Consider the following 24322-nt stretch of genomic DNA (forward strand, 5'->3'; position numbering starts at 1 on the left):
AAGGGTCCATGATGAACATGAACCCTTTTTACACCTGCCACTGGATCGGTCAACCGATCCTTAAATGATCGGCATTACCCTGCGGGGGCCTTTTTTTATGGGCCTGGCGGGAATGTTTGCCTACGCACCAACGTGCCGGAAAGCGGACAGAGCGGTGGGCCGGAACACAAAACACAAAAGGAAAGGGCGAGTTTTGCAACTCGCCCTTTTAACAGACACATTCACATTGAGGGTAAAGCACTAAGTCTGTCCATCACGCGGGCCGTCAATCCCTCGACCGTCCCTCTCGTCAGGCAAGACTCAGATTCATCAGAACTGGTAAGTCAGGCCGACTGCAACGATGTCATCGTTGTTAAGTGCCAGCTTGTTGTCTTTATCCAGTTGGTTAATTTTGTAATCAACAAACGTCGACATGTTTTTGTTGAAGTAGTAGGTCGCGCCCACGTCGATGTATTTAACCAGGTCTTCGTTGCCAATACCGTTTTCGATATCTTTGCCCTTGGTCTGAACGTAACCAATGGATGGACGCAGACCGAAGTCAAACTGGTACTGAGCAACCAGTTCCAGGTTTTCTGCTTTGTTGGCGAAGCCGCTTACAGAGCTTGTAGAATTGCTGAAACTGCCTGGAACAGAAATTGGCGTCATGTTGCGGGTTTCTGTATAGATTGCCGCCAGATAAATGCTGTTGGCGTCATATTTCAGGCCTGTGCCCCATGACGTGGCTTTATCACCGCGGCCATAGATTCCTGCTGCTTGGGAGTTGGTGCGGTCAGAAGAGGTGATGGCACCTAATACGCTTACACCCGTGTCAGCAATGGCATAACCCAGTGATGCACCGTAGCCATCACCATTCTGACGTAATACGTCGGTACGGCTGTTAGCAGAAGTAGAATCATTTTTGCCCTGATACTGAAGAGCAAACTTCAGACCATCCACCAGACCAAAGAAGTTGTTGTTACGGTAGGTCGCTACGCCAGAGGCGCGCTGTGCCATAAAGTTATCGGTAATCGCTGTACCATTACCGCCAAATTCCGGGAAGACGTCAGTCAGTGACTCAACGTCATACAGCACGCCGTAGTTACGGCCATAATCGAATGAACCGTACTGAGAGAACTTCAGACCGGCAAAGCCCAGACGGGTCTTGTTGCCGCTGTTCGCATCGGAGCCTTCTGAGTTGTTGGCGTTGTACTGATATTCCCACTGGCCGTAACCGGTCATCATATCGTTAATCTGCGTCTGGCCTTTAAAGCCAATACGCACATAGGATTTATCACCGTTTTGACTAGCGGCATCGCTCATGTAATGCTCGGCTTTAACCTTGCCGTAGAAATCCAGCTTGTTACCGTCTTTGTTATAAACTTCAGCGGCCTGAGCAGCAGAGGTCAGGGCCAGAGCAGATACCACGATTGCCAGTGTACTTTTCTTCATTTGCTATCAATCCCAATGAGTAAAATTTTTTTGTCCTCAACGTCTTCTTGTTACAGGCATGGCTGCCTTTATTCTCCGGATGCTCAGTCAACAGGCCGGGGGGCATTCAGTTGCCGCCTTGTTACAACAAGAAAACTTTTGAGGCATTAATGAAAAAGTTTGTAAAACACGGACTTTTTACCGATCAATGATGAACTTTTTATGACAATTTTGATGTTTTGTTGTTAATGGGGAACTTTTGGTCTAATTGACGCTCTGCGAAATTTGCAGTTTTTCCCTTACAGGCTGTTGGCTTCCCTCACTGCACCTGTTAAAAAGTCCGTTCACAGAAATTTTTTACGGCAGGACAACATGAGTGGCAGTCAGACCCTTGTGGTCAAATTGGGTACCAGCGTTCTTACCGGCGGTTCACGTCGGTTAAACAGAGCGCACATGGTGGAATTAGTGCGTCAGTGCGCGCAACAGCACGCCGCCGGCCATCGTATTGTGATTGTCACCTCTGGCGCGATGGCAGCCGGTCGTGAACATCTGGGTTACCCCGAACTGCCGCCGACCATCGCCTCAAAGCAGCTGTTAGCTGCGGTGGGGCAAAGTCGTCTTATCCAGCTGTGGGAACAGCTGTTTTCCATCTACGGCATTCATATCGGTCAGATGTTACTGACCCGCGCCGATATGGAAGATCGCGAACGCTTCCTGAACGCGCGTGATACCTTGCGTGCCTTGCTGGACAACCACATCGTGCCCGTCATTAACGAAAATGACGCCGTTGCCACCGCTGAAATCAAAGTGGGTGACAATGACAACCTCTCTGCGCTGGCAGCAATGTTGGGCGGCGCGGACAAACTGCTTTTGCTGACCGACCAGCAGGGACTCTTTACCGCCGATCCGCGCAATAATCCGGATGCTGAATTAATCAGCGATGTTCATATCATCGATGACGCGTTGCGTGCCCTGGCGGGCGATAGCGTATCAGGATTAGGCACGGGCGGGATGTCGACTAAACTCCAGGCTGCAGATGTCGCCTGCCGGGCCGGTATTGACGTGATTATTGCTGCGGGCAGCCGAAGCGACGTCATTAGTGACGTAATTGCGGGCAAGCCGGTGGGCACCCTGTTTCATGCTCAGCAAACGCCGCTTGAAAACCGTAAGCGCTGGATTTTTGGTGCGCCGCCGGCCGGTGAGATCACCGTGGATGACGGCGCGCTTGCCGCGATTATTGAGCGCGGCAGCTCACTGTTGCCTAAAGGTATCCGCGATATTCAGGGCAATTTCTCTCGCGGAGAAGTGATCCGTATTCGCAGCCTGCAGGGGCGCGATATCGCCCACGGCGTCTCGCGCTACAACAGTGACGCGATGCGCATGATCGCAGGCCACCACAGTCAACAGATCAGCGACATTCTGGGCTATGAGTACGGGCCGGTTGCGGTACATCGTGACGACATGATCGTCAGCTAAGGAACGAATATGCTTGAAGAAATGGGTAAGGCGGCGCGTGCCGCGGCCTGGGCAATGGCGGATCTGTCTGCAGCCGAAAAAAATCAGGTTTTACTGACGATTGCTGACCGACTTGAAGCGGAAAGCAGCGTTATTTTGACCGCGAATCAGCAGGATCTGGCTGAGGCGCGGCAGAACAAAATGAGTGAGGCATTGCTCGATCGTCTGACCTTAACGCCTGCACGCCTTAGCGCGATTGCCAGCGATGTTCGCCAGGTCTGCCAGTTAGCCGATCCGGTCGGGCAGGTGATGGATGGCGGTCAGTTGGATAGCGGGCTACGGATTGAGCGCCGCCGGGTGCCGCTGGGCGTGATTGGCGTGATTTATGAAGCGCGTCCAAACGTCACCGTGGATGTCGCCAGCCTGTGCTTAAAAACCGGTAACGCAGCCATTCTGCGCGGTGGGAAAGAGACGTGGCGCACCAATGCGGCTACGGTGCGGGTGATTCAGAACGCACTCCAGCAGCACGGTTTACCGGCGGCAGCGATTCAGGCTATCGAAAATCCGGATCGCGAACTGGTGAATCAGCTACTTAAACTGGATCGTTACGTGGATATGCTGATTCCGCGCGGCGGGGCGGGTCTGCATAAGCTCTGTCGCGAGAACGCGACCATCCCGGTCATTACCGGTGGGATTGGGGTTTGTCATATTTATATCGATGAGACGATGGAAATCGCACCAGCGCTGGACATCATCGTTAATGCGAAAAAGCAGCGCCCCAGTGCCTGCAACTCTCTGGAAACGTTGTTGATTGACACCGCGATTGCTGACCGCTTCCTGCCCGCTTTTACTGCCCGCATGGCTGAAGAGAATATCCCTCTGCATGCCGATGCCAATATTCTGGCGCAGCTGCAGCAGGGGCCGGCCAGCGTTACTGCCGTGCAACAGGGCGACTATGACGATGAGTGGTTGTCGCTTGATCTTAACGTCAAGCGAGTCGCAGATATGGATGAGGCGATTGCGCATATTCGTATGCACGGCACGCAGCATTCAGACGCTATCCTGACCCGCAGCACGCAAAACGCGGCGCGTTTCGTTAAGCAGGTCGACTCTTCTGCCGTGTACGTAAACGCCAGTACCCGTTTTACCGACGGTGCGCAGTTTGGTCTGGGCGCAGAAGTGGCGGTCAGTACGCAAAAACTGCATGCCCGTGGTCCTATGGGGCTGGAGGCGCTGACCACCTACAAATGGATTGCCTGGGGTGATGATACCCTGCGTGCATAACGGTATTTTTTAAACAAACGGGGGCCCATTCAGGCCCCCGTTTTTTTTCATGCTGCTTTTTCCGCACCACTCAATGGTAGAGTTTTCCCGCCGTTGATGGCTTTTTAAGCGGTGGGGATTATTTTTTACTGCGGGGATGAGTCGGACGCGGTGCAATTTTTTACAAAAGATTGCTGAAAGGTGAGACGGTACGCGGCTTTGCGCCCTGTTTTATGGTTCGCTGTGCGGTAAAACTGCAAATAATAATCAGAAATGCTTAGTAATGCGGTTAGGTAGTAAACTGGCGGTAATATAAAATGAACTGGTAGCAATAATGAAAATAACATTCAGCTCCTCTTCAATGGTCGATTATTAACTAATGGTTAAAAAAGAGAGTACCCGACAAGCTTTCACCGCCAGGCTGATAGCCGCTTGTGAAAGTGCGGGCATTACAGGACACGGACGCAACAAACAGGTCGCCTGCGCGTTACAACGCCAGGGTTGTAAGATTTCAGCGCCGGGCGTGTGGAAATGGTTTAACGCTCAGTCTGTGCCTGATAATGGCAATTTACTGGCGCTCAGCCAGCTGCTTGGCGTGCGGGTAGAGTGGTTGCAATATGGTATGGATCAGCATCCCGAACCTTACCCGCTTCACGACGTCCCCTGCCAAAAAAACACCTTCCGCGTGAACAGTTTTGATTTAGGGCAGAAGTCAGGCGCAGGTCTGCCTGTGGGGGACGATTTTGTCGAAACCATTCAGGCCATCGAATACGGTCAGGATGAAGCCCGGGTGTTGTTCAGCGGCCGTCCGGCAGATCATATTCGATTAATTGCGATCAACAGCGATGCCATGTCCGACACTTTTGCACCACGCGATCAGCTGTTTGTGGACATAAGCGTCCAACAGTTTGACGGCGACGGTATCTATATTTTCACCCTGGATGAACAGCTGTATCTCAAGCGGCTGCAACTGCAACACAAAAGAATTGCCGTCATATCAGATAATAAGCGTTATGAAACCTGGTATCTGGACAGGAATGAGGCGGGGAATTTAAACGTGCTGGCAAAAGTCATTATGAGTCAGGCCGGGCAGTATCACATTCTGGGATAGACAATTCAGCAGGCTGGGCCACCTGTAAGGCAAAAAAATAATCGGTCTAAATTCAAAAAGTTAACTTATGGTAAAAAATAAATTAACCAGTGGTGTTTGATAAAGCATAAGAACCTGTTAATAATTTGAGCATGGATGAAAGAACGTGTTACCACATGGATGAAACGCTCTTAAACAATTGAGGCGCTGCACAAGCGCGAATCAAACCCCCCAAAAGCCAATGAGCTTTGGGATGGGGTGGATGCGCATAATGCAGCGTCGTCAGATGCCGCCTGTACCCTTTTGCTGACCCTTCCACCTGACTGATTATTCAGCCGGGAGGAGAGCCTGTGAACACCATTCAGCGACATTCGAGCTTGTTCTTCAAACCCAAAACGCTCGCCTGCCACCCTATCGCCAAAGACTCATTCACAGGAGGAGTTATGGCGATAATTCATTATGGCAAAAGCGTTTTTATGGGCAATGCACGTACCCGCCGCCATCAGCGGCGTCAACCTCTCAACCGTCTTAAACAAAGCATTGACGAAGCACTTAACTACCCGCCCGAAACGCGTCCTTTGCGGCGTGCTGAACAAATTTGTCAGCGGCAGGTTACCCCAGCGGTCGATCGTGCTGTAACCGCGCCGCGCCTGAGAAATAAAGACGTCTCGGGTTTTGATAACTGTTGTCTGCCCCATGTTCATCTCTACGCGGTTCGCTGAATCGTGTGACCGCGGTTGATTCACTGCCTGTCGCAGGTAACGCCATCCTTCCTTCCTGAGCCTGACCTTTGCGCAAATGCTTTAGTGCTGCTGCACCTTTAATCGCAATTCCCGCTGCGTTTATCTCTGGCACTAATCAGTTTGTTTTATGTTTTCCCGCACGGGATGGGTTGCCTGCACCCTTACTAAGGAGTTTTTATGAGCCAGATTATTGCAATTCTGAATTTTGAAGAAGGTTACGCTGAAATGCCTTATCTCGACACCCTGGGGTTCCCCACGGTCGCCGCCGGCATCCGGATTGGCCCTAAAGGCGCATCGTTAAGCAACTATGTCCTGCGGGTGCCGCGCCGCGTAGGCGATGTCTGGAAGCAATGCATTCTGGAAAACAAGATGACAGATATGCAGAGTCGCGCTCCCCTGAAACAGGTGCTGGCAAAGTGCAATGATGCACGTACCGACGTGCTGTTGAGCATGGCGTACCAGTTGGGCGTTGATGGGGTTTTACAGTTTAAAAATATGCTCAGCGCAATCGCTCGTGAACACTTTACGGAGGCGGGCGATGCCATGCTTAACAGCCTGTGGGCACGGCAAACGCCCGGTCGAGTGAGACGTCATGCTGACGTTATGCGCAGCGGTAACTATGACGTTTATCGGGGGCTGTTATGAGATGGCTGTTTTTTATTATCGCGGTATTAGTTGTCGTGATTATTCTGCTGTTAATGCAGCGCTTCACCACGCTGCAGTTTGTTTCTCACGCCAAATTGTTATTTAAAACCTGGTCTGTATGGCTGGCTTCGCTGGGGTCAATGCTCAGCGCCTGGGTTCAGTCATTTCCGTCGTCTGCGCTGAATGCGTGGCAAACGCTGCCTGACGATGTGAAGAGCATCCTTCCCCACAATTACCTTGGTCTCATCGGCGCCTTTATGGTGGCGATGGGCGTCATCGCGCAATTTGTTCGCCAGAAAAACCTGCTGAATGAAAAGCGCCCCAGCAATAAGGAGACATCATGACGTTTATTTCTCTGTTTACCAGCGGCTGGCACGGGCTGGCGGCGATGGGTGCACTGATCATCGCCGTCGTTGCCAGCTACGTGGGAGGTAAGAAGATCGGCAAGGTGCAACAGCAAGCCCGGTCGGAAGCCGACAGCGCCAGGCAAGAGGCAAATCGCATGGCGAATGTTACTCATCAACAGCAACGCAATAGTGAGGAGGCGAAGCGTGTGGCGACTGATAACCTTAATCTTGATGACGCTGCTGCTCGCGACAAGCTGCAGCAGTCCAAATACCACCAACCATAAACCTGCCACCTACAGCGATTCAGCCTGCATTCTCTTTTCCCCCATCTACACCCATGGCGATGACGCTCACAAAGCAGATATTCGCACCGTGCGCGCCATTAACAGCCATAACGATTTATGGGATGTCCTGTGTGGTCATTCCGCTGCCGAAGATTCTTTAACTTTCTGATTTACAGCTTATTATCCTGAGGAGGATATCATGATTGAAGTTAACTCATTTGCTGAGCTTCGTACGACCATGCCGTCAAAACCAGGTGAAATTGCCGTACTGAAACGCTACTACGATAAAGATTCCAGCTTTCGTGGCGGCGGCGATTTTGTGGGGTTTACCGGCACCACGATTTTAAAAGATGATGGCGGTACGGTAGCCATAGGAAACGGCTTCTACTGGAAGCGTTCAATCAACGATCCGCGAGAAGTGAACATCCTGCATTTTGGTGCAAAAGGCGATGGCGTCACGGATGACACCGATGCGTTTAAACGTATTCTCGGCTGGTCACAAACTTACAGCCAGAATATGAAGGGATTGCCGGTACGTTTCCCTGGCGGGCGCTTCCTGATTATGCCCATGGACTTGAGTGAGACGGAAATCCCCTTCTTTGGTCTGGCCGGGGACGATCTGGCGCTGGGTTCTCTGCCCGGCACCACCATCGTGTCAGATAAAAGTGCCAATACCCTGTTCAAAGTTCAGGCTCGGCGTACCACCATTCGCGGGATTACCTGGGACGGACAGGCCAGTGCCGATACTGTCACCAACACGGCAACCATTACCCCTGAAATGTGCAGCAATGTTCAGGCGTTTTTTGAAAACAGTTGTATGGCAGGGCAAATCGTTAATATCAGCTGCTTTCGGGGGCAGCGCAGCGGCGGAACCATCTTTAAGCTGCAGGACACGCTCGACAGTAAGTTTGAGCAAATCTATACCAATACCACCTACTCGCGCGTTTTCGATATCGGCTGGTCAGGTTCACCCAAAGGCGTCTGGGATCACTCCACAGCCATTGAGTTATGTAATGCCAATTTCCAGACGGGCTATGGCGATGCCACGCTGTATATGCCGCGCATGACGCAGGCGATCATGCGCAACGTATGGATCGAACATACGCGCAATCCCGGCGATTTGTCCGATGGCGGCTGGACCATTGATACGCTCAATGTCGAGAACTGTAGTGCGCCATTGATACTGAATAATGCACGCGTGGTAATGCGTCATATTAACCTGCAGTCAGGCTCCAAACTCAGTCAGGATCTGGTCGGGGGGAAATGGCTTTCCACCTTTGAGTATGGTTACCGTCGTGACGAGAACTACGGCACCTTTATGAGTGGTTCGCTGCGGGCAGGGTACTTTAGCGGCTACAAGGTGGTGAATAACACCGAGACGGATAACTGGTACCGTTTAGGTCAGGTGTTTTTCCCGTCACCCAATCAGCAATGGGTCATTGAGTTGATCGGTAAAGCGGATAACACCACGCCTTCGGGGACAGCAGGATCGCCCATCAACATGCCCGGCACCGGGAAGACCTGGATCAACCTGCAACGACTGGATACGGTCTGGGCTGATGCCTGTCATATGGGGCAGCCAGCGGTTATTGATATCCGTTACAACCGGGTGGGCACCACCTATGCTGGCGTGTGGGTTAAGCTAAGAGCCAACAGCGGCGAAACCATGTTTAACCTGAAAACCACCGGACCAACGCGCTTTGATACGGGTTCCTGTTCCCTGTTTCAAAGTGATATGTCGCTGGTTGATGACGTATCGAAGGTGGGAACGCTCAAGCCAGCGGCACGCTTTGGATTGCACAATGGCGTGGCAGGGCTGGGAGCCAATGAAAAAGGCGTGGTGACCCTCGCTACCGCGGTTGGCACACCGACCAACAAAACGACGCCGACGGGTTTTGTGCTCATCAATATTAACGGTACCGATCGTAAGGTGCCTTATTACGATTAATGTCGGCAACCCTACGCGAGGCTTCGGCCTCGCTTTTTTTTGCGTTGTGCCCAGCATTGTGCGGCTCTCAGGCTTCTCGTCACTGTGAGCACTCTCTGAGAGCGTGCCGCAGATAGCGCAAAACAGCTTCTGCACCCGTTTTAATCAACACTGCGATCGGGCTTAACAAATAGAATATTGCGCTGCATCAATAACCATACAGAGTCAATGGTTTTCGGGACTAAATAACCTTATAGTCTGTGCAACTTTTCGTTGTTGTTCTTTTACTCTGGAGGCTACATGGAACTCAGCCGAAGAAAATTCTTCCGCATCTGCGCAGGCGGCCTGGCCGGAACCACTGTTGCATCTCTCGGATTTTTATCCTCTTTCTCTTTGCAGGCAGCAACCCGTCAATACAAACTGATAAAAGCGAAAGAGACACGCAATAACTGTACCTACTGCTCTGTCGGCTGCGGCATGTTGATTTACAGCCTGGGCGACACCGCTAAAAACGTGAGAGAACGTATCTACCACGTAGAGGGCGATCCGGACCATCCGGTCAGTCGTGGCTCGCTCTGCCCGAAAGGGGCCGGTGTACTGGATTATATTCACAGTGAAACCCGTTTGCAGTACCCCGAGTATCGTGCGCCGGGATCAAACACCTGGCAGCGCATCAGTTGGGATGAGGCCATCAACCGCATTGCCCGTCTGATGAAAGACGATCGCGATGCGAATTTTATTGAGAAAAATGCCCAAGGCGTCACGGTTAACCGCTGGACCACAACGGGCATGTTGTGCTCCTCGGCGGCCAGTAACGAGACGGGCATGCTCGATGGTAAGTTTGCCCGCAGTTTAGGCATGACCGCGATAGACTGCCAGGCACGTTTGTGTCATGGGCCCACGGTGTCTGCGCTGTCTCCAACGTTCGGCCGCGGCGCCATGACCAATAACTGGGTCGATATCAAAAATGCCAACGTTGTGCTGGTTATGGGGGGCAATGCGGCTGAAGCGCATCCGGTAGGGTTTAAATGGGTTATTGAGGCGCAGACTAAAAATGACGCCACGGTGATTGTGGTGGACCCGCGTTTCAACCGAACCGCCGCCGTTGCCGATGTCTATGCGCCGATTCGCGCCGGTTCGGACAACGTGTTCCTGCTTGGCGTCATCCGCTACCTGATTGAACATGACCGTATTCAGCATGAATATGTCCGGCATTACACCAATGCCAGCCTGCTGATTCGCGATGATTACGCCTTTGATAACGGCTTGTTCAGCGGTTTTGACGCGGATAAGAAGCAGTATGATAAATCCAGCTGGTTCTATCAGCTCGATGAACAGGGAAATGCGCGACGGGATACCACACTGCGTCATCCGCGCTGTGTGTGGAATCTGCTTAAAAAGCACGTCGAACGTTATACGCCAGAGATGGTGAATCGATTATGTGGGACCTCAGTCGCAGACTTCACCCGTATCTGTGAAATGCTGGCCAGCACCAGCGTGCCGAATCGCACAGCAACGATATTGTATGCGCTGGGATGGACTCATCACTCTTCCGGTGCGCAAATTATCCGGGCAGCGGCCATGTTGCAGCTGCTGCTCGGCAATATCGGTATGGCGGGTGGCGGCATTAATGCGCTGCGCGGTCACTCGAATATTCAGGGCTATACCGATCTGGGATTGCTGTCGACCAATCTGCCGGGCTACATGCCTCTGCCTTCAGAGCATCAGCCAGATTATCAGACCTATATTTCACAGATTACACCGCCTGCACTGGGGGTTAATGAGGTGAACTACTGGCAGAACACGCCGACGTTTTTCGTCAGCATGATGAAAAGCTTTTGGGGAGAACATGCCACTGCGGAAAATAACTGGGGCTATGACTGGTTGCCGAAATGGGATCGTCTTTATGATGTGATGACGCAGGCCGAATTGATGCTGGAGGGCAAAATCAACGGCTATATTGTTCAGGGTTTCAATCCGCTTGCTGCCTTCCCCGATAAAAACAAATCGTCTCGCGCGCTTTCAAAGCTCAAATACATGGTGGTCATTGATCCGCTGGTAACAGAGTCTTCCAACTTCTGGCAAAACCACGGCGAAATGAATGATGTTAAGCCAGAGACGATCCAGACCGAAGTCTTCCGTTTGCCGTCATCCTGCTTTGCTGAAGAGAACGGATCGATTGTGAATTCCGGCCGGTGGCTACAGTGGCACTGGGCGGCGGCAGAGCCACCGGGCGAGGCATTACATGATGGTAAAATTCTGGGACGGCTCTTTATGCGATTGCGAGAGCTTTACCAGCAAGAGGGCGGGGCTAATCCGCAGCCTTTACTCAATCTCAACTGGAATTATAACGATCCCTACGATCCGCATCCCGAGGAGCTTGCCCGTGAGGCAAATGGTATGGCGCTTCAGGATCTGTATGACGCAGAAGGTCGGTTAATCGCGAAAAAAGGGGAGCAGCTCAGCAGCTTTGCCCAGCTTCGTGATGATGGATCTACCAGCAGTTACTGCTGGATCTACTGCGGCAGCTGGACGGAGCAGGGTAACCAGATGGCGAATCGCGATAACAGCGATCCTTATGGGCTGGGCTGTACGCCAGGATGGGCATGGTCGTGGCCAGCCAACCGCCGGATTCTGTATAACCGAGCCTCTGCCGATCCGTCCGGTAAGCCCTGGGATGCAAAACGCGCACTGCTGCACTGGGATGGTCAAAAATGGGCAGGGATGGACGTTGCGGACTACAACGCGTCTGCGCCAGACAGCCATGTCGGGCCATTTATCATGAACCCGGAGGGCGTTGCACGCCTGTTCTCGATCGACAAAATGAATGATGGCCCTTTTCCGGAGCATTATGAGCCGGTTGAATCACCCATTGGAACGAACCCACTGCATCCAGCGGTCATCTCCAGCCCGGTAGCGCGTATTTTCAGTGACGATATCGCCAATATGGGCAAAGCCGATGCGTTTCCCTATGTCGCCACCACCTATTCCATTACCGAGCTGTTCCGCCACTGGACAAAGCACGCCCGGCTTAACGGCATCGTGCAGCCTGAGCAGTTTATTGAGATTGGCGAATCGCTGGCGAATGAGAAAGGTATTGCCGCAGGGGACATGGTTAAGGTGATGTCTAAACGCGGCTATATCAAGGCGAAAGCCGTGGTGACAAAGCGTTTGCAGACGTTAACGATCGACGGAAAACGTGTAGATACCATCGGGATTCCCTGCCACTGGGGATTTGAAGGTGCAACGCGCAAAGGCTTTCTGTCCAATACGTTGACGCCATCGGTGGGTGATGCCAACTCACATACGCCAGAATACAAAGCGTTTCTGGTCAACATTGAGCGGGCGTAAGGAGGGAACCCATGTCTATGCAATCTCAAGATATTATTCAACGCTCGGCGACCAACAGCGTAACGCCGCCCCCGCAGGCGCGGGACTTTCAGGCCGAAGTGGCAAAACTTATCGACGTCTCCACCTGCATTGGCTGCAAAGGCTGTCAGGTGGCTTGCTCAGAATGGAATGATATCCGTGATGAAGTCGGTCACTGCACCGGTGTCTACGATAATCCGATGGATTTAAGTGCAAAATCCTGGACGGTAATGCGCTTCAGTGAAACTGTGCAGGAGGGCAAACTGGCGTGGTTAATTCGCAAAGATGGCTGTATGCATTGCGCGGAACCGGGCTGTCTCAAAGCCTGTCCTTCTGCTGGCGCGATTATTCAGTACGCTAACGGCATCGTGGATTTTCAGTCTGAGCATTGTATCGGTTGCGGTTACTGCATTGCCGGTTGCCCGTTCAATGTGCCACGGCTGAATCCCGATGATAATCGCGTTTATAAGTGCACGCTCTGTGTGGACAGGGTGAGTGTGGGTCAGGAACCGGCCTGTGTAAAAACCTGCCCGACAGGTGCCATCCAGTTTGGCAGCAAAAAAGAGATGTTGAGCGTGGCAGACGCGCGTGTGGCACAGCTTAAAAAACGTGGCTATGCCCATGCGGGTATCTATAACCCGCCAGGCGTCGGGGGTACGCACGTGATGTATGTTCTGCACCATGCGGACAAGCCAGAGCTTTACCACCATCTTCCCGCCGATCCAAAAATCGCTACGCCAGTTAATGTATGGAAGGGCGTGCTCAAACCGCTTTCCGCTGCGGGATTTATTGCGACCTTAGCCGCGCTTATTTATCACTATGTGGGCATAGGGCCGAATAACGAGACGGATAATGAAGAGGAGAACGATCATGAGTAAGCGCAACATGATCCTGCGTACCCGATTTATCGACCGCGCCTGCCACTGGACCGTGGTGATCAGCTTTTTTCTGGTCGCGCTTTCCGGCCTTGGGCTGTTTTTTCCAACACTACAGTGGCTCACTGCAACCTTCGGTACACCGCAGATGGGACGGATTTTACATCCGTTTTTTGGCGTACTGATCTTTGTGTTGTTGATGGTGATGTTTGTGCGCTTTGTTCGTCACAACATCCCTGACAGGCAGGATGTGCCGTGGATAAAAGGCATTGTCGAAGTGCTCAAGGGCAATGAGCACAAAGTGGCCGATGTAGGTAAATATAATGCAGGCCAGAAAATGATGTTCTGGGCCATTATGTCTTTGATCGTGGTGCTGGTGGTGACGGGCATTATTATCTGGCGACCTTACTTTGCGGCGTATTTCCCCATCACGGTTATCCGCTGGAGCCTGCTGATCCATGCCGTAGCCGCGATCGTGCTGATCCATGCCATTTTGATTCATATCTATATGGCGTTTTGGGTTAAAGGCTCAATTACCGGGATGATTGAGGGTAAGGTCAGTCGTCGCTGGGCGCGGAAGCACCATCCGCGTTGGTATCGTGAGGTGGAGGCGACGGAGAAGGAGGCGGTGGAGACCGCCAGGCGGTGTCGATAGCGGTTTTGCAATGGTTCTGCCCGCGAGGCGGTGGGGGTACTGTTTTGCTCCGCGCATATTTTGCCCGCGAGGCAGTGGGGATACCGTTTTGCACTGAGCATGTTCCGTCCGCCAGGCATCGGGGAGTTTCAGCCTGCCCGTGCAGGCGGTCGGGTTAAGGGGCTCGCGCCAGCCCCTTAACAATCCCGGCGTCCGGCAGCCGTCGCTGTCCCTTCGTCACTCACTGCGGCCTGACGGACCGTCCGGATGCGCCCTCCGTGGCGCAGCCGTCCTCGTCGCGGCGTCCCTGCCGCGCCGTCCTGGCCTCCGTTCTTTCCTCAGCGCGCCGGATGCCTCCGGAACCCCCTGCCTGTGAGGACTTATTCCTCATTTGGTTTGGCTCTGCCTGTGGGCAGGTGAATATTGTTTTGTATCGGACGTGTTCCGGCTGACATGCGGGAGGTGCTGTGATCCTGCTTCAGGGATGTTCTGCCTGTGAGGCGGTGAGCATACCGTTATGCTCTGAGCATGTTCCGCCCGCCAGGCGGCAGGGAGTTTCAGCCTGTCCGTGCAGGCGGTCGGGTTAAGGGGCTCGCGCCAGCCCCTTAACAATCCCGGCGTCCGGCAGCCGTCGCTGTCTCTTCGTCACTCACTGCGGCCTGACGGACCGTCCGGATGCGCCCTCCGTGGCGCAGCCGTCCTCGTCGCGGCATCCCTGCCGCGCCGTCCTGGCCTCCGTTCTTTCCTCAGCGCGCCGGATGCCTCCGGAAACCCCCCGCCTGTGAGGGCTTATATTTTTCCGAAATACTGCTTCGCCTGTTATTAACGTGCGCAATCAGAACTGAAGACAGGGAAGCCTGACGAAAATGAAAAAATCAACAGCAATAAGCTGTGATGCTTTTCTGGCATCTGAAGCGATATTTTCTGACATCTGAAGCGATACAAGAGTTGGTTTTAACACAGTTATCAAAGCGGGGGAGTGGGCCGGTCTTCCCGTCCCGCTGAGCGGATGCAGGATTTCCGGATGAGCCGACAGGACGTCGGCGAAAGTCAGGCCGCGCCAGGGAGGGCGCGTCCTGGCGGTCCGGGAGAAATCCTGAAGCCGCGAAGGGACCGCGCAGCGGCGGGTGGGCAGGACGGGAGCCCGGGGTCAAGGGGCCGCGGCGACTGGCGGCCCCTTGTCGGTCGCCCGCACGGGGCGGACTGAAACTGCCCGCTGCCTGGCGAGCGAAACCTTCTCAGAGTTACATGACTGGATGCCGCCCAGGCAGGCAAAGCCATGAACAGCCCCCGCTCAGGCTAATTCCCCCACTATTTCTGCCTGAACTGGCTCGCATCAATGGCATAGCGTTTCATCTTTCGCCACAGGGTCGTGCGTCCAATATTCAACAGATTCGACATCTCCTGCACCCGACCGTGGGTAACGCGGGCGGCATGAATAATGGCTTCTTTTTCAATCGCGCTAAACGATAAATTATCTGGTAATAACGAAGAGGACGTTTCGCTATAAGGCTGTTCAGCGAATAAAGATTCCGGCAGGTTACTCAACCGAATGTGACCGTGCTCGCTACTGATAGCGATATTCTCAATGACGCTGTTTAATTCAAAATCATTACCCGGCCAGCCATAATTGACTAACCTTGCCATTGCGTCGTTATCAAGTTTAAACCGGGATGAAAACTGTTTTTCCAGTCGGCGCAGGCGGTGAGTGACTAACGTGGGAATGCTGTTACGCCGCGCCCGTAAAGGAGGAATAACGATTTCAAATGAATGCAGAGCGTAATAGAGCTGGCGGCTAAAACGATTTTGTTCCACCCGTTGTGCTAAATCGACCGACGTGGTGGCAATGATCTTTACATCAACGGGGATTAACCGTTGTGCCTCAAGACGCGTCAAAACCCCTTGCTTGATCACCTGTAAAAGAATCGATTGCAAGGCAGGAGCCAGATACTCAATTTTATCCAGAAACAACGTACCACCGTGTGCCAGCTCAAGACGACTCAGCCGACCATTTTCCTCCTCGCTGGGCGCATTACCCATAAAATCCTTTCCCAACGTGCTGTCGGCATATAACTGACAGTTAACGGCAATATAGGGCCCGCTCGCCCGGTCACTTTCATTATGAATAGCCTGACTCAGCAGCTCTTTGCCCACGCCTTCTTCTCCACTCAGCAGTACGGGAAAGCTGCCTTTGGCGGCCTGACGACCAAAATGTATTAAACGCCGCGTGTCCGCATCCTGTTCTGGCATCTGTTCAAAGGTGTGGCTGACCTTTCCCAGTTGGCGAGTCATCAGTTGACGAACCTGCTCAACAGGATGGAGCAGTAAAATAAAGCTGTTGCCCTGAACTTCAACAATAGGCTTCAGGGTAATCACCGCATCAACAAACTGATGCTGGCTCTCAAAGGTGACTTCCACATGCTTTAATCCCTGCGCCTGCTTAATTGCCCGGCGCAACAGGGCGGGCAGGGTAATAAGGTCAGCAATGTTCCTCCCCTGACTGCTTAAGGCATCCAGATGCAGCAGCCGGGCTGCCTGTGCATTCAGAAATTGCAGAACCCCTTGCTCATTCCATGCCATAACACCATCATCCATGCTCTCCAGCAGGCCATAAAGCTGGTTCAGATGGCGGTTAGATTCGGCTAATAAATTGTCCGTTAATAGCGAATTACCCACTTCCCGGGCGATAGACAGCGTGAGGGAAAGATCAGAGGACGCCTGATCCTGACGCAGACAGGCCAGCGCGATAGAGCCAAATAAACGGCCATGATTATCAAATATCGGGGTTGAGCAGAAAGACCAGGCATGGAGCGCCCGTTTAAAGTGATGTTCGCCGTGGGTTTTTACTGGCTGGCCTTCTAAAGCCGCCAGCGACAGGGCGCAGGTACCAATGATGCTTTCAGCACAGTAGCTGCCGTCGTGCAGACCTAATGCCTCAAGCTGCATCAGCGTCTGTGCATCACCACAGCGGTTCAAAATACAGGCAGATTCATCCAGGATAAACAGGGCACAAGGCCGGTTCTCCATGTACTCCCACGCATCCTCAAGAGTTGCCTGACCAAGGGTGAGTAAGGCGGTTTTGCGCCGACAAATTGATTCGTAGGTTAATCCCTGCGCCTGATGTGGCGTTTGCCAGTTATCCCGCTGCATATATTTACTGCAACGCTGCCATGACTGAGTGATCACCGCAGAAACGTCCTTATCGCTATCGGGAATTAACGCTGTCATATCCATTTCCGCTAAAAGACCATAGAAAATCCCCTTAGCAGACGCGGCTAAGGGGAAGTTGGTGCCCTTACTGATTGGGCCAGCGGTTTACCGGTGACAGATTAACGCGACAGCCACTGCTGTCCCAGCAGGTCGGCAGTGATAATCGCCGCATAAACGCTGTCTGGTGTAACCGGGAACGGCATATTGTGGATGGTTTCCCCTTCCACACAGGCCGCGTCGGCAACCGCCCGAATTTTTCTCTCGATATCCTGTTTCACGCCCATCTGCCCCAGGGTAACAGGCAGTCCTACTTTCTGGCAGAAGGCCAGCACGGTTTCGATCTCTTCTGTCGGGCTGTTCTGCAGAATTAACTGTGACAGCGTACCGAAAGCGACCTTTTCACCGTGGTAAAGATGATGGCACTCCTCCAGCACGGTAAACGCATTGTGGATGGCATGCGCAGCGGCAAGGCCACTGCTTTCAAAGCCAATACCGCTGAGATAAGTATTGGCTTCAACAATACGTTCCAGTGCCTCTGTCACCACACCAGCCTGGGCCGCAAAGCGTGCCTTTTCGCCCTCAGCCAGTAGCGTGTCATAGCACAGTCGCGCCAGGCTTAACGCGGCGGCGGTGGATTTGCCGCCTGCCATGCTGGTTGCGCCAGAGTCATAACACGCTTTTGCTTCAAACCAGGTCGACAGGGCATCGCCCATTCCTGCTACCAGTAAGCGTACCGGCGCTTTAGCAATGATCGTAGTATCCATCACCACCATATCGGGATTTTTGGGGTAGATCAGATACTCTGCAAACTCACCGGTTTCGGTATAAATCACAGACAGTGCGCTGGTGGGCGCATCGGTTGACGCGATAGTGGGAATCACCACCACAGGCAGTTTGAGATACCAGGCAATCGCCTTGGCAGTATCCAGCGTTTTACCACCGCCTAAGCCGATCACGCCACGACAGCCGTTCTGTTCTGCTAACGCCATCAGGCGGTCGATTTCAGTTCGGCAACATTCCCCGCCGAAGCGCTCTGCATGGCAACTGACGTCATGGTCGGCAAGGCCGCTCAACACCTTATCGCCCGCCAGTTTCATTACAAAATCATCTGCAATCACAAAAAAACGATCGGCCAGATCCTTTGCATACTGACCAAAGGACAGGGCGGCATTGGGCCCCTGAATATATTTGGCTGGAGACTGGATAATTTTTGGCATTCCTTTCACCCTCAAGTAAGAACATGTTCGCATGGTGTACGCTGGCGTCTCTCTCTGGCTTAACTGAACATGAAAGCCGGATGATTGCCGACGTCGCTACTCACTTTACGATCGACGGTGGGGTGAAAAAGTTTTGCGGGCAACGTTCTTATATGGAACACCTTGCCGCCCTGCATGTTTCATACTGGAACAATAAACCACGGTAAAAAGTGATGTTGCGATCGGGATCGTCCCCGGCAATGTTAAAATGGCAAAACGATACCGCGATAAGTGCGCTTAAAACGCCAATGTCATAGCCAGCCCAAAAAATCGTGCTTAGTCAGTGGGATTTGCCTGTCACCACGGGAATCATTACCTGCTTTGCCTCTCATTTTTACCCGATAGCCGCGCATGATGTTTCATTATGGAACATAAAAGTCATCATATTGTTCCGTTATGAAACCCTTCTGGCTGACATTTTTTTTATCCTGAACTCCCTGAGAATCAGTGCATCGACGAGCGGCCTACCGCCGTCAGGATTTCCCAACAATCGGGTTGTCTTTGCCTCAGGCACAGACGACAGCACACCGCCTCCGACGGAGCATGAATAATGAAAAAGCTGATTAACCGAGTGGAAGATGTATTGAGTGAACAACTTGCAGGATTGGCGCTGGCCCATCCTGAACTAACGCTTCATCAGGACCCAGTATGCATGACGCGAGCCGATGCGCCTGTGGCAGGCAAGGTTGCGCTGCTTTCCGGCGGCGGCAGCGGTCATGAACCAATGCACTGTGGTTTTATTGGCCATGGCATGCTGTCCGGTGCCTGTCCCGGCGAAATCTTTACCTCGCCCACGCCAGACAAAATGTTTGAGTGCGCCATGAAAATTGACGGCGGTGAAGGCGTGCTGATGATTATCAAAAATTACACTGGTGACATCCTCAACTTTGAAACGGCAACCGAGTTACTGCATGAAAGTGGCGTAAAAGTGACAACGATCGTTGTGGATGATGACGTTGCCGTCAAAGACAGCCTGTATACGGCGGGACGTCGTGGCGTAGCGAACACCGTGCTGATTGAAAAACTGGTGGGGGCCGCCGCAGAGCGAGGCGATTCACTTGAGGCCTGCGCTGCGCTGGGGAGAAAACTCAACAATTGTGGTCATTCCATTGGCATCGCACTGGGTGCCTGCACCGTGCCTGCCGCAGGAAAACGCTCGTTTGAACTCCAGGATAATGAAATGGAGTTTGGTGTGGGGATTCATGGTGAACCTGGTATCGATCGCCGCACCTTTACTTCGCTGGATAACACCGTCGATGAGATGTTCGAAACTTTGCTGGAGAATGGCACCTACAGCCGCACATTACGTCACTGGGATTTAAACGCCGGCGCCTGGCAAGAGGTGCAGCAAAGTAAGCAGGCTTTGACGCGCGGCGACAACGTCATTGCGCTGGTCAATAACCTGGGCGCGACGCCGCTGTCAGAACTATATGGTGTTTATAACCGCCTGGCGCAACGCTGTGAAGAACATGGCATCACTCTCGCACGGAGCCTGGTGGGCAGTTACTGCACGTCACTGGATATGGTGGGCTTTTCCATCACGCTGCTGAGTGTGGATAATGATTCTCTGGCGCTGTGGGATGCGCCGGTTCATACACCTGCCCTGAACTGGGGCCATTAAGGAGTTCGACATGTCACTTACCCGCTCCCAAATTGTGCGTTGGCTTTACCGTTGTGGCGAGGTTTTTACCCGCGAAAGTGATTTTCTTACCGGCCTGGATCGCGAAATCGGCGATGCCGATCACGGCTTAAATATGCATCGTGGCTTCAGCAAGGTTGTTGAGAAACTGCCTTCTATTGAAGATAAAGACATCGGTTTTATTCTCAAAAATACCGGTATGACGCTGCTCTCAAACGTAGGAGGAGCCAGCGGGCCGCTGTTTGGTACGTTCTTTATTCGTGCGGCTCAGGTTACCCAGGCGCATCAGAGCCTGACGCTGGAAGAACTGTATCAGATGATACGTGAGGGCGCAGAAGGGGTGATCAACCGGGGCAAAGCTGAGCCGGGTGATAAAACCATGTGTGACGTCTGGCTCGCCGTGGTGGAATCACTGCGTCAGTCCAGTGAGCAGAATGTGTCGCTGAGTGCAGCACTGGATGCCGCCTGCGAACAGGCAGAATCAGCCGCCCAGTCCACCATTACGATGCAGGCCCGTAAAGGGCGCGCCAGTTATCTGGGCGAGCGCAGTATTGGTCATCAGGACCCTGGGGCAACCTCGGTCATGTTCATGGTGCAAATGCTGGCCGCCGCCGCCAGGGAGTAAGGAGAAGCGAATGGTAAACCTGGTGATCGTGTCCCACAGTGCGATGTTGGGGGAAGGCGTAGAAATGCTGGCCCGACAAATGTTAACCGGCGATAAGTGCAAGCTGGCCGTCGCCGCCGGCATTGACGATCCTGATCATCCCATCGGCACGGATCCGCTGAAAGTCATGGCGGCCATCGAGTCTGTGGCGGCGGATACCGATCATGTCCTGGTGATGATGGATATGGGAAGTGCCCTGTTAAGTGCTGAAACGGCACTTGATCTGCTCGATCCTGCCATCGCTGCCAAAGTGCGCCTGTGTGCGGCACCGCTGGTGGAGGGAACTCTGGCGGCGACCGTCAGTGCTGCCGCAGGTGCCGACATCGACAAGGTTATTGAGGTTGCCATGCATGCGCTGGAGGCTAAGCAGGCTCAGTTGGGCATAATCCCTGCCGTGCACACCGCCACACTGACCACAACGGATCGCGATCCGGATGCCCGTTCGGTCACGGTCATCATCAAGAATCATCATGGCCTGCACGTTCGTCCTGCCTCACGGCTGGTTGCTGCCCTGGCAGGACTCAACGCGGAACTTGTATTAGAGAAGCAGGGCCAGTGCGTTAAACCAGACAGTATCAATCAAATCGCCTTGCTGCAGGTGCGCTGTAATGATGCCGTCACCTTGTCGGCGAGTGGGCCCGATGCCGAACGCGCCCTGGCGGCGTTTGCATCCCTTGCGGCGGAAAACTTTGGCGAACATCCCGAGTCGATGTTACTAAAAACATCGGCCTCCGCCATTGAAAAGGTCGAGGGTAAGGCGGTGTTTTATCCCTTGCCGCTGGCGCAGCCTGCCAGGTATCACTGCAGCGATGTCGGGGATGAGCATCGGCGACTGCAACAGGCAATCGCGGTTACGCTCAACGACCTGAATGCGCTGGCTACACTGGCAGAGAAAAAATATGGTTCTTCGGTGGCCGCTATTTTCTCAGGCCACCATACGTTGCTGGACGATGACGACCTGTTTGACGCTGCCTGTGAGGTCATTCGCAACGACCAGTGCTGCGCAGAATCTGCGTGGTATCAGGTGCTTATGGAACTGAGCGAGCAATACCAGCAACTGGACGATGCCTACCTGCAAGCGCGTTTTATTGATATCGAAGACATCCTGTATCGTAGCCTTTGCCATCTGAAAGGCAGTGACATCAGGATGCCGACTCCAGACGTCCCGGCCATTATTGTTGCCGACAACATCTTTCCTTCTGCGGTCGTCAGTCTGGATGCGCGACAGGTAAAAGGTATTTGTTTGCGGGAAGGCAGTGCGCTTTCTCATGCTGCGATTATTGCTCAGCAGGCCGGGATCGCTTTTATCTGCCAGCAGGGCGCAGTACTGGATATTATTCAGCCGGGGGACAGGCTAATGATTGATGACGATGGACCGCGCGTGAGCAGCTTATAGCTCGGTTTTTATTTGCCTCTGATGCGTGCCTCAGGGGCTTTATTTTATTTGGCTGTCACTCAAATTTTTAGTCAGATTTCTTTTTTCCATCCTTTTAAATTCAACGCATCCCTTTACGTTCTGACGCATTTTTAGCCAGTAATCACTCGATATTTCAATCAGAAAACATAAATAAATGTATTTGCATCAATGCATCTCAGGCAGCGGTTGCCTGTAAATTTCATGTTTATTTTTATTGGGGAATACCAGGGAGGGCGGCATTTTAGTTAAGGGAATATTTTTCTGAGGGTATTTGTCTTAAGGTAAATATGATTCGTCCTTTAAATTAAATATTTAAAAACCTGTCGTCTTTTCAGTTTATCCGGAATTTTCTAATAGTTTAGGTGATATTATGCTTTCACTGCTTTACAAAAAACTTACATTTCTTTTCATTGGGCGTACCTATGAGAATAAAAACAGGGAAGTGGCTGGCGTTGAGCGCGGTGCTCATCACGGCAGGTGCACTGGCTGCGCCACTGACGCCGGGCGATCGCGATTTTATTCAGACTCAGCAGCAGCAACGCCTGCAACAGGATCAGCAGCAGCGCGATGCACTCTGGCAGGCGATGTCGCCTCATATTGCACCGGCACCCCATTCTGATGCGGCAGGCCGCTGCTTTACCGTTCACCAGATCGTCATTCGCAACGCCACGCTCCTTTCCGCCAGCCAGCAACAGTCGCTGACGTCTGCTTACGTCAATCGTTGCCTGAACTTAACGCAAATTAATAACCTGGTACATGCCATATCCGACTGGTATATGCAAAGAGGCTATATTACCAGCCGCGCCTTTTTAACAGAACAGGACCTGACTTCCGGCCAGCTTATTATTCCCGTGCTGGAAGGCAAACTGGATACCATCATTCTGGACGGTAAACATCCACGCCTGTTGCGCATGGTCTTTCCGGGGCTGGAAGGCAAAATCCTTAACCTGCGCGATATTGAGCAGGGCATGGAGCAGATTAACCGCGTACGAACGGTGCCCGTGCAGATTGAAATTCAGCCATCACCTAAACCGGGTTATTCCATCGTTAATCTCACAGCAAAACCTGAATTTCCCCTCAGCGCAACGTTGGGTTTCGATAACAGTGGGCAGCGCAGCACCGGCGTGGGCCAGCTTAACGCGTCACTGACCGGCAATAACCTGCTGGGGCTGGCGGACCGCTGGTTTGTCAGCGGCGGACGCAGCAGCGCGTTCAGCCACTGGCGCGATGCGCAAAACCTGCAGGCCGGCGTCAGCGTGCCTTATGGCTATGGCCTGCTGGATTACAGCTACAGCTGGAGCAACTACCACAGCCATTTTATCAATAACGATTTCACATGGTTCAGCAACGGCGACAACATTGCGCATCGCCTCAACGGCTCATGGGTACTGTTCCGCAATGGCGATATTAAAACCGGCGTGCAGATTGGGCTGAATCACTATTCCAGCCACAACTACCTTAATGATGCGCCGTTAGTGAGCAGCAGCCGCAAATTAACCAGCCTGCAGTTTGGCCTGAACCATACCCAGAAAATTGCTGGTGGCGTTGCCACGCTTAACCCGTCGTTTAGCCGCGGCATGCCGTGGTTTGATGCCGAAAGCGATGAAGGCAAAAACGGTAACCTGCCGAAAGCAGAGTTTCGTAAGTGGAGCATCAGCGCCAGCTATCAAAAACCCCTGACCAACAAACTGTGGTGGCTAAGCAGCCTGTACGGACAGTGGTCGCCCGACACGCTCTACGGCAGTGAACGACTCACGCTGGGCGGTGACAGTTCAGTGCGCGGTTTTAAAGAGCAATACCTGTCGGGCGATGTCGGCGGCTATTTACGTAATGAGCTGGATTACAGCCTGTTCACCTTGCCGGGGCTGGGTGACGTCACGGCACTGGCTGCGGTGGACGGCGGCTGGCTGAGAAGCGATCCACAAAACCAACAGTTTACCGGCACGCTCTGGGGCGGTGCCGTGGGACTTGGCACCCGCAATCAACATTTTTACACCCAGTATACCGTCGGCATTCCGCTCAGCTATCCCGGTTATTTACAACCGGATCACGTCAGCATCTACGCCCGCGTCGGGCTGGTTTTCTAAAAAGAGGAAC

At 52.9% G+C, this 24322-nt stretch carries 19 protein-coding genes; 16 read left to right on the plus strand and 3 right to left on the minus strand.

The window, feature by feature from the left end; translation table 11 throughout:
• Positions 1 to 309: 309 nt before the first annotated feature.
• Positions 310 to 1428, minus strand: a complete 1119-nt coding sequence (gene ompC / locus NR177_RS10955; RefSeq protein ID WP_256852898.1) for a porin OmpC — start codon at positions 1426 to 1428, stop codon at positions 310 to 312.
• Between the two features lie 351 nt (positions 1429 to 1779).
• Here ompC and proB point away from each other — a divergent pair, with 351 nt between their 5' ends.
• The 11 genes from proB (at position 1780) to fdnI (ending at position 14060) form a co-directional block, all read left to right on the plus strand.
• The gene (gene proB, locus NR177_RS10960; protein ID WP_109718294.1) at positions 1780 to 2883 is read left to right on the plus strand and encodes a glutamate 5-kinase; all 1104 of its coding nucleotides are present in this window, start codon (positions 1780 to 1782) and stop codon (positions 2881 to 2883) included.
• Between the two features lie 9 nt (positions 2884 to 2892).
• The gene (proA, locus tag NR177_RS10965) at positions 2893 to 4146 is read left to right on the plus strand and encodes a glutamate-5-semialdehyde dehydrogenase (protein WP_256852899.1); all 1254 of its coding nucleotides are present in this window, start codon (positions 2893 to 2895) and stop codon (positions 4144 to 4146) included.
• A 358-nt stretch (positions 4147 to 4504) separates the two neighbouring features.
• A complete protein-coding gene (locus NR177_RS10970) occupies positions 4505 to 5236 on the plus strand; it encodes a S24 family peptidase (protein WP_063878562.1) in 732 nt (243 codons plus the stop codon).
• A 422-nt stretch (positions 5237 to 5658) separates the two neighbouring features.
• Entirely contained in the window at positions 5659 to 5937 is a 279-nt protein-coding gene (locus NR177_RS10975; protein WP_063878563.1) for a hypothetical protein, read from the plus strand.
• Between the two features lie 198 nt (positions 5938 to 6135).
• Entirely contained in the window at positions 6136 to 6603 is a 468-nt protein-coding gene (locus NR177_RS10980; RefSeq protein WP_063878564.1) for a hypothetical protein, read from the plus strand.
• On the plus strand, positions 6600 to 6947 hold the full coding sequence (locus tag NR177_RS10985; protein WP_063878565.1) for a hypothetical protein: 348 nt from the start codon (positions 6600 to 6602) through the stop codon (positions 6945 to 6947). The genes NR177_RS10980 and NR177_RS10985 overlap by 4 nt, the downstream gene beginning before the upstream one ends.
• Positions 6944 to 7234, plus strand: coding sequence for a hypothetical protein (locus NR177_RS10990; RefSeq protein ID WP_028724061.1), 291 nt, complete (start codon positions 6944 to 6946; stop codon positions 7232 to 7234). Before NR177_RS10985 ends, NR177_RS10990 begins: the two co-directional genes overlap by 4 nt.
• Before the next feature lie 199 nt (positions 7235 to 7433).
• The gene (locus NR177_RS10995) at positions 7434 to 9182 is read left to right on the plus strand and encodes a glycosyl hydrolase family 28-related protein (RefSeq protein ID WP_063878566.1); all 1749 of its coding nucleotides are present in this window, start codon (positions 7434 to 7436) and stop codon (positions 9180 to 9182) included.
• 279 nt (positions 9183 to 9461) lie between these two features.
• Positions 9462 to 12512 (plus strand): formate dehydrogenase-N subunit alpha, encoded by a 3051-nt coding sequence (fdnG, locus tag NR177_RS11000; RefSeq protein ID WP_145393698.1) that lies wholly within the window; start codon positions 9462 to 9464, stop codon positions 12510 to 12512.
• Between the two features lie 11 nt (positions 12513 to 12523).
• On the plus strand, positions 12524 to 13408 hold the full coding sequence (gene fdxH / locus NR177_RS11005) for a formate dehydrogenase subunit beta (RefSeq protein ID WP_256852900.1): 885 nt from the start codon (positions 12524 to 12526) through the stop codon (positions 13406 to 13408).
• On the plus strand, positions 13401 to 14060 hold the full coding sequence (gene fdnI / locus NR177_RS11010; RefSeq protein ID WP_109718299.1) for a formate dehydrogenase-N subunit gamma: 660 nt from the start codon (positions 13401 to 13403) through the stop codon (positions 14058 to 14060). Before fdxH ends, fdnI begins: the two co-directional genes overlap by 8 nt.
• 1290 nt (positions 14061 to 15350) lie before the next feature.
• Here fdnI and dhaR read toward each other — a convergent pair.
• Together dhaR and NR177_RS11020 are read right to left on the minus strand one after the other, a co-directional pair.
• A complete protein-coding gene (gene dhaR / locus NR177_RS11015; RefSeq protein WP_256852901.1) occupies positions 15351 to 17267 on the minus strand; it encodes a dihydroxyacetone kinase operon transcriptional regulator DhaR in 1917 nt (638 codons plus the stop codon).
• A gap of 101 nt (positions 17268 to 17368) precedes the next feature.
• On the minus strand, positions 17369 to 18466 hold the full coding sequence (locus tag NR177_RS11020; RefSeq protein ID WP_063878569.1) for a glycerol dehydrogenase: 1098 nt from the start codon (positions 18464 to 18466) through the stop codon (positions 17369 to 17371).
• 23 nt (positions 18467 to 18489) lie between these two features.
• Here NR177_RS11020 and NR177_RS11025 point away from each other — a divergent pair, with 23 nt between their 5' ends.
• From NR177_RS11025 to NR177_RS11045, 5 genes are all read left to right on the plus strand, one after another.
• On the plus strand, positions 18490 to 18672 hold the full coding sequence (locus NR177_RS11025; RefSeq protein WP_256852902.1) for a hypothetical protein: 183 nt from the start codon (positions 18490 to 18492) through the stop codon (positions 18670 to 18672).
• A gap of 383 nt (positions 18673 to 19055) precedes the next feature.
• Positions 19056 to 20126, plus strand: coding sequence for a dihydroxyacetone kinase subunit DhaK (gene dhaK / locus NR177_RS11030; RefSeq protein ID WP_256852903.1), 1071 nt, complete (start codon positions 19056 to 19058; stop codon positions 20124 to 20126).
• Positions 20127 to 20136: 10 nt separating this feature from the next.
• Complete coding sequence (gene dhaL / locus NR177_RS11035; protein ID WP_063878571.1) at positions 20137 to 20769, plus strand: dihydroxyacetone kinase subunit DhaL; 633 nt, start codon at positions 20137 to 20139, stop codon at positions 20767 to 20769.
• A 10-nt stretch (positions 20770 to 20779) separates the two neighbouring features.
• Complete coding sequence (gene dhaM / locus NR177_RS11040) at positions 20780 to 22204, plus strand: dihydroxyacetone kinase phosphoryl donor subunit DhaM (RefSeq protein WP_256852904.1); 1425 nt, start codon at positions 20780 to 20782, stop codon at positions 22202 to 22204.
• Positions 22205 to 22647: 443 nt separating this feature from the next.
• The gene (locus tag NR177_RS11045) at positions 22648 to 24312 is read left to right on the plus strand and encodes a ShlB/FhaC/HecB family hemolysin secretion/activation protein (RefSeq protein ID WP_109718304.1); all 1665 of its coding nucleotides are present in this window, start codon (positions 22648 to 22650) and stop codon (positions 24310 to 24312) included.
• Positions 24313 to 24322 lie beyond the last annotated feature (10 nt).

The sequence above is a fragment of the Pantoea sp. Fr+CA_20 genome (genome assembly GCF_024520835.1).
GTDB classification, from domain to species: Bacteria; Pseudomonadota; Gammaproteobacteria; order Enterobacterales; family Enterobacteriaceae; genus Pantoea; species Pantoea allii.